This window comes from Streptomyces sp. NPDC005576 (genome assembly GCF_042871745.1).
Lineage (GTDB): Bacteria > Actinomycetota > Actinomycetes > Streptomycetales > Streptomycetaceae > Streptomyces.
In genome coordinates, this window is record NZ_JBIAJC010000020.1 from 54,593 (window position 1) to 71,410 (window position 16,818).

General features: G+C 72.8%; 16 protein-coding genes. 5 read left to right on the forward strand and 11 right to left on the reverse strand.

Going from position 1 to position 16,818, the window contains the following annotated elements; translation table 11 throughout:
- Positions 1-11 precede the first annotated feature (11 nt).
- Entirely contained in the window at positions 12-1,202 is a 1,191-nt protein-coding gene (locus ACFYPN_RS29570; protein WP_389302469.1) for a DUF5685 family protein, read from the reverse strand.
- A gap of 313 nt (positions 1,203-1,515) precedes the next feature.
- Here ACFYPN_RS29570 and ACFYPN_RS29575 point away from each other — a divergent pair, with 313 nt between their 5' ends.
- Positions 1,516-1,959, forward strand: coding sequence for a cell division protein SepF (locus tag ACFYPN_RS29575; RefSeq protein WP_358761868.1), 444 nt, complete (start codon positions 1,516-1,518; stop codon positions 1,957-1,959).
- Between the two features lie 60 nt (positions 1,960-2,019).
- Here the strand turns inward: ACFYPN_RS29575 and ACFYPN_RS29580 are convergent, their stop codons facing one another.
- Complete coding sequence (locus tag ACFYPN_RS29580) at positions 2,020-3,237, reverse strand: acyl-CoA dehydrogenase family protein (RefSeq protein WP_358761866.1); 1,218 nt, start codon at positions 3,235-3,237, stop codon at positions 2,020-2,022.
- 274 nt (positions 3,238-3,511) lie between these two features.
- Positions 3,512-5,299: an MFS transporter gene (locus tag ACFYPN_RS29585; protein WP_389302472.1), complete on the reverse strand. Its 1,788-nt coding sequence runs from the start codon at positions 5,297-5,299 to the stop codon at positions 3,512-3,514.
- A 495-nt stretch (positions 5,300-5,794) separates the two neighbouring features.
- Between ACFYPN_RS29585 and ACFYPN_RS29590 the strand changes: the two genes are divergently transcribed.
- Positions 5,795-6,814, forward strand: coding sequence for a phosphatase PAP2 family protein (locus tag ACFYPN_RS29590; protein ID WP_358761864.1), 1,020 nt, complete (start codon positions 5,795-5,797; stop codon positions 6,812-6,814).
- Positions 6,815-6,971: 157 nt separating this feature from the next.
- On the opposite strand, the gene ACFYPN_RS29595 is transcribed toward ACFYPN_RS29590, so the two are convergent.
- Positions 6,972-7,187, reverse strand: coding sequence for an I78 family peptidase inhibitor (locus ACFYPN_RS29595; protein ID WP_358761862.1), 216 nt, complete (start codon positions 7,185-7,187; stop codon positions 6,972-6,974).
- A 367-nt stretch (positions 7,188-7,554) separates the two neighbouring features.
- The gene (locus tag ACFYPN_RS29600) at positions 7,555-8,538 is read right to left on the reverse strand and encodes a helix-turn-helix transcriptional regulator (RefSeq protein WP_389302475.1); all 984 of its coding nucleotides are present in this window, start codon (positions 8,536-8,538) and stop codon (positions 7,555-7,557) included.
- Between the two features lie 467 nt (positions 8,539-9,005).
- On the opposite strand from ACFYPN_RS29600, the gene ACFYPN_RS29605 reads away from it, so the two are divergent.
- Complete coding sequence (locus ACFYPN_RS29605) at positions 9,006-9,788, forward strand: hypothetical protein (RefSeq protein ID WP_389302478.1); 783 nt, start codon at positions 9,006-9,008, stop codon at positions 9,786-9,788.
- A gap of 137 nt (positions 9,789-9,925) precedes the next feature.
- On the forward strand, positions 9,926-10,246 hold the full coding sequence (locus ACFYPN_RS29610; protein ID WP_358761856.1) for a hypothetical protein: 321 nt from the start codon (positions 9,926-9,928) through the stop codon (positions 10,244-10,246).
- Positions 10,247-10,452: 206 nt separating this feature from the next.
- Here the strand turns inward: ACFYPN_RS29610 and der are convergent, their stop codons facing one another.
- The 5 genes from der to aroH form a co-directional block, all read right to left on the reverse strand.
- The gene (gene der, locus ACFYPN_RS29615) at positions 10,453-11,922 is read right to left on the reverse strand and encodes a ribosome biogenesis GTPase Der (protein WP_358761854.1); all 1,470 of its coding nucleotides are present in this window, start codon (positions 11,920-11,922) and stop codon (positions 10,453-10,455) included.
- A 56-nt stretch (positions 11,923-11,978) separates the two neighbouring features.
- Positions 11,979-12,647, reverse strand: coding sequence for a lysophospholipid acyltransferase family protein (locus tag ACFYPN_RS29620; protein WP_389302481.1), 669 nt, complete (start codon positions 12,645-12,647; stop codon positions 11,979-11,981).
- A complete protein-coding gene (cmk, locus tag ACFYPN_RS29625) occupies positions 12,644-13,339 on the reverse strand; it encodes a (d)CMP kinase (RefSeq protein ID WP_358761850.1) in 696 nt (231 codons plus the stop codon). Before cmk ends, ACFYPN_RS29620 begins: the two co-directional genes overlap by 4 nt.
- A 196-nt stretch (positions 13,340-13,535) precedes the next feature.
- Positions 13,536-14,621, reverse strand: a complete 1,086-nt coding sequence (locus ACFYPN_RS29630; RefSeq protein ID WP_358761848.1) for a prephenate dehydrogenase — start codon at positions 14,619-14,621, stop codon at positions 13,536-13,538.
- Positions 14,618-14,983 (reverse strand): chorismate mutase, encoded by a 366-nt coding sequence (gene aroH / locus ACFYPN_RS29635; RefSeq protein ID WP_389302486.1) that lies wholly within the window; start codon positions 14,981-14,983, stop codon positions 14,618-14,620. The genes ACFYPN_RS29630 and aroH overlap by 4 nt, the downstream gene beginning before the upstream one ends.
- 240 nt (positions 14,984-15,223) lie before the next feature.
- Here aroH and ACFYPN_RS29640 point away from each other — a divergent pair, with 240 nt between their 5' ends.
- Positions 15,224-15,922: a DNA polymerase beta superfamily protein gene (locus tag ACFYPN_RS29640; protein ID WP_389302489.1), complete on the forward strand. Its 699-nt coding sequence runs from the start codon at positions 15,224-15,226 to the stop codon at positions 15,920-15,922.
- A 72-nt stretch (positions 15,923-15,994) separates the two neighbouring features.
- Here the strand turns inward: ACFYPN_RS29640 and ACFYPN_RS29645 are convergent, their stop codons facing one another.
- Entirely contained in the window at positions 15,995-16,789 is a 795-nt protein-coding gene (locus tag ACFYPN_RS29645) for a DNA polymerase beta superfamily protein (protein ID WP_389302492.1), read from the reverse strand.
- Positions 16,790-16,818: the final 29 nt, after the last annotated feature.

Consider the following 16,818-nt stretch of genomic DNA (forward strand, 5'->3'; position numbering starts at 1 on the left):
GCCGCGGGCGCTCAGCAGTCGCACCCGCAGTCACAGTCGCAACAGCCGCACCCGTCGCCGGAGCCGGAGCAGTTCGAGCAGCAGTTACAGCAGTCACAGCAGTCGGAGCAGTCGGAGCAGTCCGCCTGGCTGCAGATGCCCTCGCGCCGCTCACGGGACCAGGGGCCGTCGTAGGTGCCGCAGCACATCTGGCAGGTGCAGGCGAGACCGGCCCAGACCAGGCAGCCGGCGATGAGCCCGCGCCGGTCACGGGGCGGCGGCGGGGGCTGGGGCGGCGGTGTCGTCGGGCCACCGGGGGCGTACGGGTTGCCGGGAGGCGGCCCGTACGCCCCCCGGTGCGCGCAGGAGTCGGTGGCGAAGGCCCGGTCCACCGCGCGGCGCAGTTCGTGCACCAGCAGGACGTGCACCAGCTTGCCGTCACTGAACTCCGCGTCGGCGAGCGCCAGGCGCACCCCGCGCACGGCGTCGTCGCAGAGCCGCCGGGCCTCGGCGAGCGGGGTCCCGGTGGCGGTGAGCGGGTTCCACGCGCCCGCCTCGGCGTCGGCCCGCTGGTCCTCCACGGCGTCCAGCAGGTGCGCCAGCCGCCCGAAGAGCCGCCCGGCCTCGGCGAGCGGGGCCGCGTTCCCCGGCCGGCCGGCGAGGACGGCGGTGTGCGCGAAGGCGGCCGCGGTGGCCGTTTCGGTGGGTTCGGTGACGAAGAGCAGCGGGGTACCCGTCACGGCCAGTGCCTCGATCCCGGCCTGCCGGTCCACCGCGTCGACCAGCACCGAGGTGTCGAAGCCGAGGGCCGCCCCGCCGCGGGCCCCCGCCCGGTCCCAGCCGGCGGCGACCCGTCGGGCGGCGGCGGCGACCGGACGGCGCGCCAGCAGCCCGTCGCGGTCGGCGACATGGTCGCGCACCTTGGCGGAGGCGAGCACGAGCGAGACCGCGGCGGCGAGCCTGGCCCCCTCGCCCTGGGCGACCGGTGCGGTCCGCATCGCGCGCAGCGGGCACGGACCGGCGGTACGCCTCTGGGACGCACCGCGTCCGGCCTGAGCCTCCGTCAGCACCGAGACGATCAGGCCATCGTAGTTCGTCACGATCCGGGCGAATTGCCCATGGTCGGAGCGGAGAGCGAGGCAGAGCCCGCAGAGATGGGCCATCCACTCGGCCTTGAGCCCTTCGCTCAGCCGGTGCGTACAGGGCCTGACGATTCCGAACAAGGACGTTCCCCCCGAGAACCTGAACGACGGGCCCGCGAACCTTCACGCACCCACGCGGCGGCCATCGTACCGAGTCGGTCGTTCACCCGTACGTCTTCTGCGTCACCCGTACGGACGGGAGCATCCTATTTTCTTCCTACAAGCCCCCTTATCCGGTCGGAACCCTGACGAACCGCCACATGTTCTGCACCAGTAGCGTCACGAATCGCCTGCGCGCCGACTATCCACTTGGCGCGCTATCCGCATGATGGACGAGCATAGGGATACGAAAGACATGCGGAACATCAGAGAACCGCGGTGAGAGGAGGCGTCCATGGGATCGGTACGCAAGGCGAGCGCCTGGCTGGGCCTCGTGGAGGACAGCGACGAGCGCTACTACGACGACGAGTACTCCGAAGGCCCCGAAACGGGGGCACACAGCCAGGCGTGGGTGACCGACCCGCGGGTCCAGGTCGCCTCCGAGGCCGCCGAGGAACAGGAGCGCCGCATCGCCACGGTCACCCCGGACAGCTTCCGGGACGCGCGCACGATCGGCGAGCTGTTCCGGGAGGGCGTCCCGGTGATCCTGAACCTCACGGCCATGGATCCCGCCGACGCCAAGCGCGTGGTGGACTTCGCCGCCGGGCTGATCTTCGGTCTGCGCGGTTCGATCGACCGGGTCGCCGCCCGGGTCTTCCTGCTGACCCCTGCCCACACCCATGTGGTCAGCGGCGAAGCCTCCGGCCGCCGGGCCGGCGGCTTCTTCAACCAGAGCTGAGCAGGGCGCTCGCCACGACGCCCCGGACGCCGGCCCGCCGCCCCGCAAAGGCGGGCGGCCCTACCGGAAGGCGTCCAGGCCGGTGAGCGCCTTGCCCAGCACCAGCTGGTGCATCTCGACGGTGCCCTCGTACGTGAGCACCGACTCCAGGTTCGTCGCATGCCGCATCACGGGGTACTCCAGCGAGATCCCGTTGGCACCGAGGATGGTGCGTGAGGTGCGGCAGATCTCGATCGCCTCCCGCACGTTGTTGAGTTTCCCGAAGCTGACCTGTTCCGGGCGGAGCGAGCCCGCGTCCATCCGGCGGCCCAGATGGTGGGCGAGGAGGATGCCCTTGTGGAGCTCCACCGCCATGTCCGCGAGTTTGGCCTGGGTGAGCTGGAAGCCCCCGATGGGCCGGCCGAACTGCTCCCTGGTCCGCGCGTAGTCGACGGCCGCCTCGAAACTCGACCGCGCGGCACCCATGGCGCCCCAGACGATGCCGTACCGCGCGTGGCTCAGGCAGCTGAGCGGGCCGCCCAGCCCCCTCGCGCCCGGCAGTACCGCGTCGGCGGGCAGCCGCACCCCGTCCAGCACCAGCTCGCTCGTGACGGAAGCGCGCAGCGACCACTTGCGGGTGATCTCCGGGGCGGAGAACCCGGGGCTGTCCGTGGGGACGACGAATCCCCGGATGCCCCGCCCCGCGTCGCCCTCGTCGGTCTGCGCCCAGACGACGGCGACCCCGGCGACCGAGCCGTTGGTGATCCACATCTTGCGGCCGGTGAGGATCCAGTCCTCGCCGTCCCGCTCGGCACGGGTGCGCATTCCGGCGGGGTCGGAGCCGTGGTCGGGCTCGGTCAGCCCGAAGCAGCCGATGATCTCGCCCGCCGCCATGGCGGGCAGCCACTGCTGCTTCTGCTCCTCGGAGCCGTAGCGGTGGATCGCGTACATGGCGAGCGAGCCCTGTACGGAGACGAGCGAGCGGATACCCGAGTCGGCGGCTTCCAGCTCCAGGCAGGCGAGGCCGTACTGGACGGCCGAGGCACCGGCGCAGCCGTACCCCTGGAGGGACATCCCCAGCGCCCCGAGCGAACCGAGTTCGCGGGCCAGCTCGCGGATGACGGGCAGCTCACCCTTCTCGTACCAGTCGGCGATGTGCGGCAGCACCCGGTCGGCCGCCCAGGCGCGCACGGCCGCCCGGATCGCGAGGTCCTCGGGGTCGAGGAGGTCGTCGATGCCGATCGGGTCGCCCGGATCGAAGGGGGGCGGCTTCGGCCGATCGTGCTCGGTGCTCTGCATGGTGCCTCCGGCGGCTCGTGCGGTGCCGGGACCGGGAACCCGGTGGGGGCCCCGGACCGGGCCAACTAGGCCGTGTTTTGAAAGTCCCGCCTGTCCGGCGGTGTCCGGCACGCACGCTCGCCGCGTTGTCGGGATCCCCCCGATACATCCAGTATCGGGGCGACCCTCCGCCTTGCGATCGCACGCACCAGACATCGCCGGCCCCGCCCTCCGGGCGGACGGCGCTACTTCCAAAACACCGCCTAGCAGTGGTAGTCGCGACCGACGCTACGACTCAGCGGGGCGTGCGTCCAGGGCCGGTGGCCTCGGCCGGTTCGCGTCGTGCCGCGGGCACCTCGCGGGCGGGCGGGAGGCCGGCTCGCTCCTGGTGGTCGGGCGTGCGGGGGCCGGCGATCCGGGCCTCCGCGTCCGTGCGGCACGGGTCCGCCACACACTCCGTCGCGCACTCCCCCGCACACTCCATGGAGCGCGGCAGCCGCAGCGCGGCGAGCGCGCCGAGCAGCAGCAGCCCGGCGCTGACCAGCAGGGTGAGGTGCAGACCGTGGACGAACGCGTGCCGCGCAGTGGACCGCACCAGTCCTCCGGCCGGCCCGCCGAGACGGTCCGCCACCTGATACGCCTCGCCGAGGCTGTGCGAGGCGGCACTGCCCGCGGCGGCCGGTATGCCCTCCTTGTGCAGGGCGGAGAGACCGGGGGCGTATGCGGCGTTCATGACGCTGCCCAGCAGGGCGATGCCGAGCCCCGCGCCGAGCTGGTAGGAGGTCTCCCCGATCGCCGCCGCACCGCCCGCGCGGTCCGCGGGGACGTCGTTCAGCATCGACTCGTAGGCGCCGAAGAGGGTGGTCTGGAGGCCGAAGCCCAGCGTCACGAAGCCGACGGTCAGCAGGGCCGGGCGGTCGTGGCCGCCCATCAGAGTGAGCAGCAGCACCGAGGCGGCCGTCAGAACGAAGCCGAGCCCGACCATCCTGCGGGGGCCGAGGCGGCGCAGCGTGTACGTACCGGTGGCCCCGGCGGCCATCGCCGCGAAGGTCAGCGGGAGCAGTCGCAGACCGGTCCGGAGCGGGCTGAGGTCCAGGACGAGCTGGAGGTACTGGACGGCGATGAGTTCGAGGCCGACCAGGGCCAGCATGGCGAGGACGATGCAGCCGACCGCCGTGGAGAAGGCGGGCCGGGTGAGCATGCCGATGTCGATCAACGGGTGCTCACGCCGTCGCTGCCGACGGACGAAGAGGGCGAGGAGGACCACACCCGCCACCAGGGGGACGAGCGAGGCCGGATCGACGACACCCTCCCCTGCGCCCATCCGCTTGACGCCCAGGACGGCGCCGAGCACCCCGGCGGCGGCCATCAGCGCGCCGAGCACGTCCCACGGGCCTTCGCCGGAGCCTCGTGACTCGGGAAGCAGCCGGCGCGCGACCGGGAGCACCAGTGCCATCAGCGGGACGTTGATCAGGAAGACCGATCCCCACCAGTAGTGCTCGACGAGGAATCCGCCGATGACCGGTCCGGTCGCCGCGCCGACGGCGGCGACCGCCGTCCACACCCCGATGGCGACGGCGCGCTCCCGGCGGTCGGGGAAGACCTGGCGCAGGATCGACAGGGTGGCCGGCATGATCATCGCGCCGCCGACCCCGAGCAGCGCTCTGGCCGCGACGAGTATGCCGGGACTGGCCGCGAAGGCGGCGAGCGCGGAGGCGACGCCGAAGAGCGCGTACCCGCAGAGCAGCACCCGCCGTCTGCCGACCCGGTCCCCGAGAGTGCCGAAGAGGATGAGCAGGGAAGCGCAGACCAGCGGGTAGGCGTCCACGATCCACAGCAGGGCGACAGGCCCGGGCCGCAGGTCCTCGGTGACGGCCGGTACGGCGACGTGCAGCACGGTCGAGTCGAGCGCGACGAGCAGGAGGCTGAGGCAGAGGACGACGAGGACGGCCCAGCGGCTCCTGCCGGGGTCCCGTCCGGGGGCGGGACCCGTACCGGAATCAGTGCTCGGCCCCTGACCGGAGCCGGGACTCGGGGTGGTGGCCGCGCGCGGGGCGCTTCTGGCCGCATTCCTCCCGGACATCTGCGTACCTCCCATGTGTCCCTCGCGCGCGGCGGACCGGAGCGGCAATGGTGCGCGGCGCCCCCGGGGCCCGGCATCGTCGGGCGAGTGAGCCGTCAGCGTACGCGAGAGCCCCGCTGTCACACGTGGCCCACCTCATACCCCCCGCCCCAGGTGGTGTGGTGTGCGCCACACCCGCACACACCCGCACACACCCGGCGGCCACGCGGCCACGGGCCCTCCCACCCCCGCCGGGGCTGCCGGACCCTCCCTCCGCCCGGATACGGAGAACGGCGAAAGGGCGGGGGAAATGCGGGTCGCGCCTTCTTCGGTCAATTGGTCCGGCCGTCACACGGCCTTGACGGGACTACCCGGAAGGAGGAGAAGACCCGATCCCGTTGTTTTTCCTCCGGGACCGGAAAACGGCACGTCCGGCGACCTGGGTCACATCACATCGTCATCACAAACCCGTGGGATCGACCGGGTCACACACTCACTCGCTGTAACGTCGATTGGGTGCGTACCGACATCTTTGCCCGGCTGGACCGGGAGCCGGAACCGCCGAAGATAGAGATCCCGCGGATGAGTCGTCACCGTGTGGCCCTCTTCGGCGGGACGTTGGCGTTCTATCTCGTCATCGTCCACCTGGTCCTGATCTCGTCGTGGCTGGTGGCTCTGGACTGGAAGGTCATGCTCTTCCGGCCGTACCAGCAGTGGCCGTCGCTGCACGCCTTCCTCGACTACTACGTCGTGCTGGGCCAGCGGGGGCCGACCGCCGTGATGATCGCGAGCTGGCTCGGCTGGCGCTCCTGGCGGCAGCACACCCTGCGGCCCCTGCTCACGCTGGGCGCCGCGCTGCTGCTGCTCAACGCGTCGGTGGGAGGCGTCAAGCACGTCCTCGGACGGCTGGGCCCGCACTACGCGACGCAGATCGGGTCGGCCGAACTCTTCGCCGGCGGCGATATATTTCCGTCCGGGCACACCGCGAACGCCGTCGTGACCTGGGGAATCCTCGCCTACCTGGCCACCACCCCGAGGGCCAGGCGCTATCTGTCGGCCATCTCGGCGACGGTGTCGCTGGGCGTGGGGCTCACCACCGTGTACATCGGCACGCACTGGCTCAGCGACGTCCTCTTGGGCTGGGCGGCCGGGCTGCTGGTCCTGCTGGCCCTGCCCTGGATGGAACCGCTCATCACCCGGGCCGAACAGGTGATCCTGGCCGCGCGCGAGCGCTGGCGGCAGCGCGGGAGCCGGAGGGCGAGCGTCTCCGTCCCGGTCGCCTCGGGCGGGCACCGGCCCGCGCTCCCGTTCGCGGGCGCGGACCGTCCCGGGGAGGCTGCGCCCGGGTCCACGGAGACCGCCCCGGGGCTGATGCCCGCCGGCGCCTCCGCGCGTACCCGTCCGGCTCCGCACGGGGCGCACCCGTCGCGCACGGAGCGCTCCCCGGGCGCCCCGGCCGGTTCCCGCCGCCCCTCCCACCCGGACCGGCCTCCGCGGGGCACCGCCACCCCGGTCCGTCCGATGTCGGGCGGCTGAGCACGCTACCGCTCCACCGCGTGCCCGATCGCGCCCGCACGGCTCAGGCCCCGGCTCCGGCCGGGGCCTGAGCCGCGTCCGGACCGCGCCATGGGGCGACGCGGACGGGGCGCCCAGCGGCCGGGGGCAGCGGGGGTGGTCGGTCCAGCGGGGCGGGTCAGCCGATCCAGCAGCGGGTCACGGTGTCGTTCTCGACCTGGAAGTTGATGCGTCCCGTGCGGAACTCCATGGTCAGGAACGTGCCCGGCGGCACGGCCCGGACCGTGGTCCAGCCGTGCGCCACGGCCCGCCGCTCGGCGGTCGCGGCGTCCAGGCCGACGTACGGCTCGGGCGGGTCGTCGGGCTGGGCGGGCGGGGTCGGTAGGGATGCCATACGTTCCACCGTAGAGCGTGCGGGCGCCCCCTGGCCGGCTCCGGCCGGACCGGAGTCCGGGCGGCCCCCGGTGGCGGGCGTCGCCCCGATGCGGCATCGGTCACACTTGTGTCACAAGATCCACATCCGCATTCCGGTCGAACAATTCACTCGAACAAATCGTCCGATGAAGCGAAAAGGGTAATGCGGGCAGCCGCGGAAGCGCTTTTCGGCCGGACCGCTGAATTGTGCGCGGGAGCCGGTGGGAGATCCGGTCCGCAGCCTTCCCCGGCCCATTCGGGTACAGGAGGACGTCGCCGGGAATTCACTCGTCCTTATGTCGGCCTTACCCGCCCACACGAATCCCTCACATCCCCCGGCGCGTCCACTATGCGGAATGTCCTGACCCCCGCAGCGCCGAGGTCAGCCGGTCGCGGGCGGCCAGGATGCGCCTGGTCAGCTCCGGGGGCTCCACGACCGCGAACGTGAACCCGGTCATCAGCACGTGGATCACCAGCACGTCCAGGTTCGCCGCTCCGGCGGTGAGCAGACAGCTTCCGGCGTCGACGGGCTCCAGCACACCCGCTGACAGGCTGATCCGGGAGGCGGCCTCCTCGGCGGAGACCATCAGCCGGACCACCCCCCGGACCGGGTAGACGGTGGTCGAGACGCCCCGCGACACGTAGGCGGCCAGGTCCTCGGCCGGGGGTGGCCGGGGCGTGAAGCGGGAGCCGTGCGGTGGCGTCGGCGTGATCCGGTCGGCCCGGTAGGTGCGCCAGTCCTCCCGGTCCACGTCCCAGGCGACCAGGTACCAGCGGCGCTCCGCGCACACCAGCCGGTGGGGTTCCGCGTGCCGGCGCGACTCCGCGCCGCCGTGGTCCCGGTAGGTGAACCGGAGCCGGCGGCAGTCCCGGCAAGCGCCGGCCAGCTCGGTCAGCAGCCCGGGGTCGACGGTACTGCCCTCCGGCCCCGGCACCGGCACCATGGGCACCGTGTAGGCGCTCAGCGCGCCCACCCGCCGCCTCAGCCGGTCCGGCAGCACCTGCTCGACCTTGGCGAGCGCGCGCACCGACGCCTCCCCGATGCCCTCGATCCCGTTGCCGGCAGCCGTGCGCAGCCCGACGACCACCGCCACGGCCTCGTCGTCGTCCAGCAGGAGCGGGGGCAGCGCCGCCCCGGCACCCAGCTGGTAGCCGCCGCCCGTACCCGGGCTGGCATGGACGGGGTAGCCGAGCTCGCGCAGCTTGTCCACGTCGCGCCGTACCGTGCGCGGGGTGACGCCGAGGCGTTCGGCCAGCTGGTGGCCGCTCCAGTCGCGGTGGGCCTGGAGGAGCGAGAGCAGGCGCAGCAGTCGTGCGGAGGTCTCCAACATGCCGGGGAGTCTGCCAGCGTTCGCGGACACCTTCTGTCCGCGAACCCGACCGGTGCCGGACGGTGCTGTCCTCCCGGGGCGGTCTGCTGCCTGGTCCCGTCCGGCCCGGTTCCGTCCGGACCTCCTGACGGACCGGCCCCGCGGACGCACCGTCGAAAATCGTACGGACGCTGCCCCCGATGCTGTACGCGCGACGGGCCGTAGGGCCCCCCGTCCGCACACCGGGCACGCGCTCGCGACCGGCCCCGCGTCCCCCCTGCGGCGGCGGTCCGACCGCGCACGGGCCCGGAATCGCGGTCCCGCACCTCCCCCGTACGGCGAACCCGGCCGCGGCGCCCGGGCATCCGTCGTACCCGGGTGTCCGCCGTATCGATGTGTCTTCGGGCGTGACCCGGGCGACGGATCGTCCGTTGTTCTTGCATGAGCCGGGACCCGCCCGGCCACGCACCGACTCCTAGGAGCGACCCGTGCCGCGCATGCTCGACGTCAGCGAGGACGTACGCGCCGAAATCGGCGACGCCGAAGCAGACCGGCTGCTCGTCGGCGACAACGCCCCGGGCAGTTACGACTGCACCTCCTGCCGCACTCCCGGCGACTCGGAGCAGGAACGCACCAGCACCGTGCTGTTCGTGGGCGACGAGACGGCCGTACTGGCCTTCGCCCATGCCTCCTGCATCCCCTCGCAGGTCGTGCGCGTCGCGGAGGACCAGCTCCAGGGCGCGGTGCGCAGTATCACCGGCAGCGAACCACAGAACCCGGAGGGTCTCATGCCCGAACAGGCCGTCCTCGGCGTCACCAGCGGACTCGTCCTCATCGAGGACGACCTCCGCCCCGCCCTGGTGGTCGAGCCGACCGGCCCGATCGCCCGGCCCGGTACCGACGGCAGAGGGGGCGACGAGTTCCTCCAGCTGCTCCAGGAGCAGGGCTTCCGCCAGTCCCACGGCCTCGACCGGCTGCCCGGGCCGCTGCCCGGCTGGTCGGTGCTGCTGGCCATGGGGCAACTGCACGCGGTGCTGCAGCCGGGCTCCGGCGGCGGTACCCCGGTGGCCTGGTGGCAGGCGCACCAGCCGCTCCAGGTCACCGACGGGTGGCGGGCAGCGGCGGTCAGGTCGCAGCAGGTCCTCGTCTTCGCCGCCCCGGCGGGATCGATCGGCCAGCAGCCCCGCGAGGACCTGTTGAGGGACGCGCTGGACAAGGCGGCGGTCAACGGCCTGCTCGTCGCGGCCTCGATGCCGCTGGCCGGTACCTGATCATGCCCACGCCTCCCGTCGGCCTTTGACGCGTGGCGATTTCTCCTTCGGGACCGCATCCGACCGGGGCCGGGGTCGTTGGCCCCTATGTGCACTCATACGACCCGCCCCGCCAGCATCTGAGTCCGATCCCCGGCATGCGTCCCTCCAGGGACCTCCCGGGGGGCTCTTCGCCCACCCCGATCTACGACGCGCTGTACTCCGAATACCTGCGGTCGTTCCGGGCGCTTCCGGGGGACCGCAGCGGCGAGGAGAGCCTGGGCTTCCTGAACTTCGGAGGTCCGGGCAGGCTCGCCGGACGGCCGGGGAGCTTCGGGCACGCCGCTGCCGCCGCGCAGCAGGGACGTACGGCCGCCCAGAGCGGCGGTGCGGGCGCGGCCGGTGCCTGGCAGCGCGTGGGCCGGCACGCCGGACGACCGCAGCCGGCAGCCCTTCCCCCGGGCTCGCGGGAGCCCTGAGGGGGACCGGCGCACCGACTGCTCGCCGCGTCGCCGGGCCCGTCCCGCACGAAGGTCCGGCACGAAGGTCCCGCACAGCTCCTGTTCCGGGACCTTTCCTCTTCCGCCCCCTGGCACGACGGAGCCCCGGACGCTTCCCTCCCCGATGAGGGGGGAGCGTCCGGGGCTCCGTCGTGCACCGGCCCGTCGTGGTGCCGGCCTACGTGCTACTTGTTGCGGCCGCGCTTCTCGCGGACCCGCACCGAGATGTGGATCGGGGTGCCCTCAAAGCCGAACTCCTCGCGCAGACGACGCTCCACGAAGCGGCGGTAGCCGTGCTCCAGGAAGCCGGAGGCGAAGAGGACGAACCGCGGCGGCTTGGTGCCCGCCTGGGTGCCGAAGAGGATTCGGGGCTGCTTTCCGCCCCGGACCGGGTGCGGGTGGGCGGCCACGATCTCCCCGAGGAAGGCGTTCAGCCGCCCGGTGGGGATGCGGGTCTCCCAGCCCTCGATGGCCGTCTCGATCGCCGGGACCAGCTTCTCCATGTGGCGACCGGTCACCGCGGAGACGTTGACCCGGGGCGCCCACGCGACCTGCGCGAGCTCCGTCTCGATCTCGCGCTCCAGGTAGTAGCGGCGCTCCTCGTCGAGGGTGTCCCACTTGTTGAAGGCGACGACGATCGCGCGTCCGGCGTCCACGGCCATGGTGATGATGCGCTGGTCCTGGACGCTGATGGACTCGCTGGAGTCGATCAGGATGACGGCGACCTCTGCCTTTTCGAGCGCGGCGGCGGTACGCAGCGAGGCGTAGTAGTCCGCGCCTTCCTGGAGGTGGACGCGGCGGCGGATGCCGGCCGTGTCGATGAACTTCCAGGTGATGCCGCCGAGGTTGATCAACTCGTCGACCGGGTCACGGGTGGTGCCCGCGAGCGCGTTGACGACGACGCGGTCCTCGCCCGCGACCTTGTTCAGCAGCGAGGACTTGCCGACGTTCGGGCGCCCGATGAGCGCGATGCGGCGCGGGCCGCCGACGGGGGTGCCGAAGCGCTGCGCCGGGGCCTCGGGCAGGGCTTCGAGGACGGCGTCCAGCATGTCGCCGGTGCCGCGTCCGTGCAGCGAGGAGACCGGGTGGGGCTCGCCGAGGCCGAGCGACCAGAGCGCGGTGGCGTCGGCCTCGCCGCTCTGGCCGTCGACCTTGTTGGCGCAGAGCACGACGGGCTTGCCGGCCTTGCGCAGCAGCCTGACGACGGCCTCGTCGGTGTCGGTGGCGCCCACCGTGGAGTCGACCACGAAGACGACCGCGTCGGCGGTCTCGATGGCGTACTCCGCCTGGGCGGCGACGGAGGCGTCCAGCCCGAGCACGTCCTGCTCCCAGCCGCCGGTGTCGACGACCTTGAAGCGGCGTCCGGCCCACTCGGCTTCGTACGTGACGCGGTCACGGGTGACGCCGGGCTTGTCCTGGACGACTGCCTCGCGGCGGCCGATGATGCGGTTCACCAGCGTCGACTTGCCGACATTGGGGCGGCCGACGACGGCGAGGACGGGCAGCGGGCCCGCTCCGGCCTCGCCGAGGGCGCCCTCGATCTCCTCGGCGTCGAAGCCCTCCTGCGCGGCGAGCTCCATGAACTCCGCGTACTCGGCGTCGCCAAGTGCTCCGTGCTCGTGGTCCGAGCCGTCGGAGTGAATCTGGTCGTTCATGAAGTCCGTTCCTCTGTACGTCATCATCGATGGGCCGCGGTGACGCGGCTCACTACTCAGGTCTTGACCGGACGCCCGGTGAGGCGCCTGGCGTCTTCCAGGTGCGCGGCCAGCTTGCGCTGGATCCGCACGGTGGCCTCGTCGAGGGCCTTGCGGGTCCGGCGGCCGGTGCCGTCGCCCGCGTCGAACGCGTCACCGAAGACCACGTCCACCCGGCTGCGCAGCGGAGGCAACGCGGATATCAACCGTCCCCGGGCCTCCGTGCTTCCCAGGACCGCCACGGGGACGATCGGCGCCCCGCCGCGTACCGCGAAGTACGCGAGTCCGGCCCGCAGGGAGGCGAAGTCGCCCTCGCCCCGGGTGCCCTCGGGAAAGATCCCGAGCGCCCCGCCGTCCGCCAGTACGCCGAGCGCCTGGGCGATGGCGGTGCGGTCGGCGGCCGTACGGTCCACCTTCAGCTGCCCGATTCCCCGCAGGAACGGGTCGAGGGGACCGATGAACGCCTCTTTTTTGATCAGGAAGTGCACCGGCCGGGGGGCGGTGCCCATCAGCATCGGACCGTCGATGTTGTGCGAGTGGTTCACCGCGAGTATGACGGGTCCGGCGGACGGAACCCGCCAGGCGCCGAGAACACGGGGCTTCCACAGCCCGTACATCAGCCCGATTCCGATGCCGCGCCCCACGGCCGCTCCGCGCTCGGAGGGCGCCGGGGTGGCTTCCGTCACTTGGCCGCCCGCTTCTCCTCGACGAGGGTGACGACGCACTCGATGACCTGGTCCAGGGTCAGCTCGGTGGTGTCCACCTCGACGGCGTCGTCGGCCTTGGCGAGCGGGGAGGTCTTGCGGCCGGAGTCGGCCGCGTCCCGCTTGATCAGGGCTTCCTTGGTGGCGGCGACGTCGGCGCCCTTCAGCTCGCCGCTGCGGCGGGCCGCGCGGGCCTCGGGCGAGGCGGTGAGGAAGACCTTGAGGCCGGCGTCGGGCAGCACGGTGGTGCCGATGTCCCGGCCCTCCACGACGATGCCCTGCGCGGCACCCGCGGCGATGGAGCGCTGGAGTTCCGTGATCAGGGTGCGCACCTCGGGGACCGCGCTGACCGCGCTGACGTGGGAGGTGACCTCCTGGGTGCGGATCGGCCCGGAGGCGTCCTCGCCGTCGACGGTGATCGTCGGGGCGGCCGGGTCGGTGCCGGAGACGATCACGGGCTTGGCGGCGGCGTTGGCGACGGCGGCCGGGTCGGAGACGTCCACGCCGTTGGTCAGCATCCACCAGGTGATCGCCCGGTACTGCGCGCCCGTGTCCAGGTAGCTCAGGCCGAGCTTGGCCGCGACGGCCTTGGAGGTGCTCGACTTGCCGGTGCCGGAGGGGCCGTCGATGGCGACGATCACAGCGGAGCTTGCGGTTTCCACGGCGGTGGGCACCTTCCTGGTACACGGGGCGGGACGGGCGGGGACGGGGTCGGCCGGCGGACGGCCTGACCCAAGGTTACCGAGTGTGGGGGACGCACCTGTACCCCGATCGGACGCACCCCCGTCACGCACCCCGTCACGGGCCCGGCCGCCGCGCCCCGTGACGGGGCCCACGGGAGCCCAGGGGCCCGCGGGACGGGGTGGGCGCTCAGGGCCGGAGCGACCAGCCGCGCCCGGTGAGGGCGGAGCCGAGCGCCGCGGCGGCGCTGGGCTCGACCATGAGCTGGACCAGGCCCGCCTGCTGACCGGTGGCGTGCTCGATCCGGACGTCCTCGATGTTCACCCCGGCCCGTCCGGCGTCCGCGAAGATGCGGGCCAGCTCTCCGGGGCGGTCGCTGATGAGGACGGCGACGACCTCGTACGAGGCGGGGCCCGCGCCGTGCTTGCCGGGGACCCGGACGCGGCCGGCGTTGCCGCGCCGCAGGACGTCCTCGATGCCCTCCGTACCCGTGCGGCGCTTCTCCTCGTCGGCGGACTGCAGGCTCCGCAGGGCCCGTACCGTCTCGTCGAGGTCGGTGGCGATGCCGGCCAGCACGTCGGCGACCGGGCCCGGGTTGGCGGAGAGGATCTCCACCCACATCCGGGGGTCGGAGGCGGCGATCCGGGTGACGTCGCGGATGCCCTGCCCGCAGAGGCGTACGGCGGTCTCGTCGGCTTCCTCCAGCCGGGCGGCGACCATCGAGGAGATCAGCTGCGGGGTGTGCGAGACGAGGGCGACGGCCCGGTCGTGCGCGTCGGCGTCCATGACGACGGGGACGGCCCGGCAGACCGCGACCAGCTCCAGGGCGAGGTTGAGCACCTCGGTGTCGGTGTCCCGGGTCGGGGTGAGGACCCACGGGCGCCCCTCGAAGAGGTCCCCGGTGGCGGCGAGCGGCCCCGAGCGCTCCTTGCCGGCCATGGGGTGCGTGCCGATGTACGGGGTCAGGTCGAGCCCCAGCGCCTCCAGCTCGCGACGGGGACCGCCCTTGACGCTCGCCACGTCGAGGTAGCCCCGGGCGACGCCGCCGCGCATGGCGCCGGCCAGCACCGACGCGGTGTGCGCGGGCGGTACGGCGACGACGGCGAGGTCCACCGGTCCTTCCGGCGGGGCCTCGGTACCGGCCCCGAGCGCCGCGGCGGTGCGGGCCGAGGCGGGGTCGTGGTCGGTGAGGTGGACGTGGATGCCACGGCCGGCCAGGGCGAGGGCGGCGGAGGTGCCGACCAGTCCGGTACCGATGACGAGCGCGGTTCTCACTGGGCGATGTCCTTGCGGAGGGCGGCGGTGGCGCCGAGGTAGACGTGCTGGATCCGCGCCCGGGGGAGGTCGGTCTCGATGTGTGCGAGCATCCGGACCACCCGGGGCATGGCCCCCTCGACGTCGAGTTCCTGGGCGCAGATCAGCGGGACGTCGACGATACCGACCCTCCGGCGTGCGGCTGCCGCGGGGAAGCCGTTGCGGAGGTCGGGGGTGGCGGTGAACCAGATGCTGATGAGGTCGTCGTGGCTCAGGCCGTTGCGCTCCGGCACGGCGGCGAGCAGGGTGCCCACCCGCTCGTCCATCTCCCCGGGCTCGTCCCGGTCCAGCTGGACGGCTCCGCGGACCGCTCGTACCGCCACGTCGCTCTCCTCGCTCGCTCGTCCCCGTCGACGTTCTGTGATCACAGTAAGGGGACGGTCCGGCGGGTGGGACCGGTGTTTCTCTCCGTGAGACACGGGGCGCGTCGGAGCCGGGTCGGCGGTACGCCGAGTGCTGCGGGTGCGGGCGATGGCGACACCTCCACCCACGACACCTCCCCCGCCCTCGTGCAAGGAGAAATCCGGGGCGCCGCCCCTCGTCCCGGGCGTAGCCTCACGCCCATGACCAGCCCTGATGCCGCATCCCTCGTCCACGACCACACGGTGTACTCCTGCGTGATGGGATCGCGGGCGTTCGGGCTGGCCACCGAGGGCAGCGACACCGACCGGCGCGGGGTGTTCCTCGCCCCGACCTCGTCGTTCTGGCGGTTCGAGAAGCCGCCGACGCACGTGGACGGTCCGGCGCCGGAGCAGTTCTCGTGGGAGCTGGAGCGCTTCTGCGAGCTGGCCCTGCGTGCCAACCCGAACGTGCTGGAGTGTCTGCACTCCCCGCTGGTGGAGCGGATCGACGACACCGGCCGCGAACTCCTCGCGCTGCGGGGCGCGTTCCTCTCCCGTCAGGCGCACGAGACCTTCACCCGGTACGCGACGGGCCAGCGTCGGAAGCTGGAGTCCGACGTGCGGACGCACGGCGCGCCACGCTGGAAGCACGCCATGCATCTGCTGCGTTTGCTGATGTCCGCCCGGGAACTGCTGCGTACCGGCGTGCTCACGATCGATGTCGGCGAGCGGCGCGAGGAGCTGCTCGCGGTGAAGCGGGGCGAGGTCGGGTGGGCCGAGGTGGAGCGCCGGATGGCGAGGCTGGCCGACGAGTGCGGGGAGGCCGTCGGCCGGTCCCCCCTGCCGGACCACCCCGACCGGGCCCGGGTCGAGGAGTTCCTCGTCCGGACGCGGCGGGCCTCGGCGCTGAGCGCGGGCTGAGCGGGGCTGAGCGGGGAGGGCCGGGAAGAGGGCCGGATCAGCTCTGGCCCACAGAGCTCACCGGGGTCGGGGTCACTCCCCCAGCCTGGCCCGTACGACAAGCTCGTCCAGCGCCTCGAAGCACGTGGGCCGCTCCGCGAGCCGCGTCTTCCGCTGGGCCGTGTCGAGTACCTCGTGCAGCGCCGCGACCTCACCGGCCACCGTGTCCCTGTCCGGTCCTTCCATCGCAGCGTGCTCGGCTGCGGCCTTCGCCTCGATCAGGCCGGGCAGCCACTCGGGTGCCGTGACCCGCTCCAGCAGGGTCGGCAGATGGGCCTGGATCTCACCGGCGCGCATCGCGTGGATACCGGTGAGCAGGGCGCGGAACGTGTACAGGAGGGCCTTGAGTTCGCCGTTCTTCTCGAAGAGCCGCCACTGGGTGCGGGCGAAACCCCGGTAGTGGTCCGCGTGGTGACTGGTGAGCAACTCGGGCACCAGGTCGACGAGTTCCCGATGCACCGGGCCAGTACGCACCACCAGCGGGGAGAGCAGCTGCTCCAGCACGTATCCGTTCGGCCGCAGCAACAGCCGGGCGAACTTGCGCAGGTCGTGCGTGACGAGGTCCATCTCGACGCCGTCCCGCACCCACATGCGGCTCCGGGTCTCCTCCGGATCGCCCAGCCCGACGAGGTCCCTGGCGGGCAGGACGTGGACACCCCGCAGGTCCACGTCCGAGTCACGGGACGGGAAGCCGTACAGATGTGCCCCGGAGACGGTGGCGAAGGCGAGGAGCTGGTGCTCCTCGTCCACGACGGCCCCGAGGTCGACGTCCGGGAGCCCCGCTTCGCCGGCCGGTATCGTGCCGGCGCTTGTGGTGTCGGTGGTCATGGACCAAGAGTCCCAGGGCTTTCGGATCG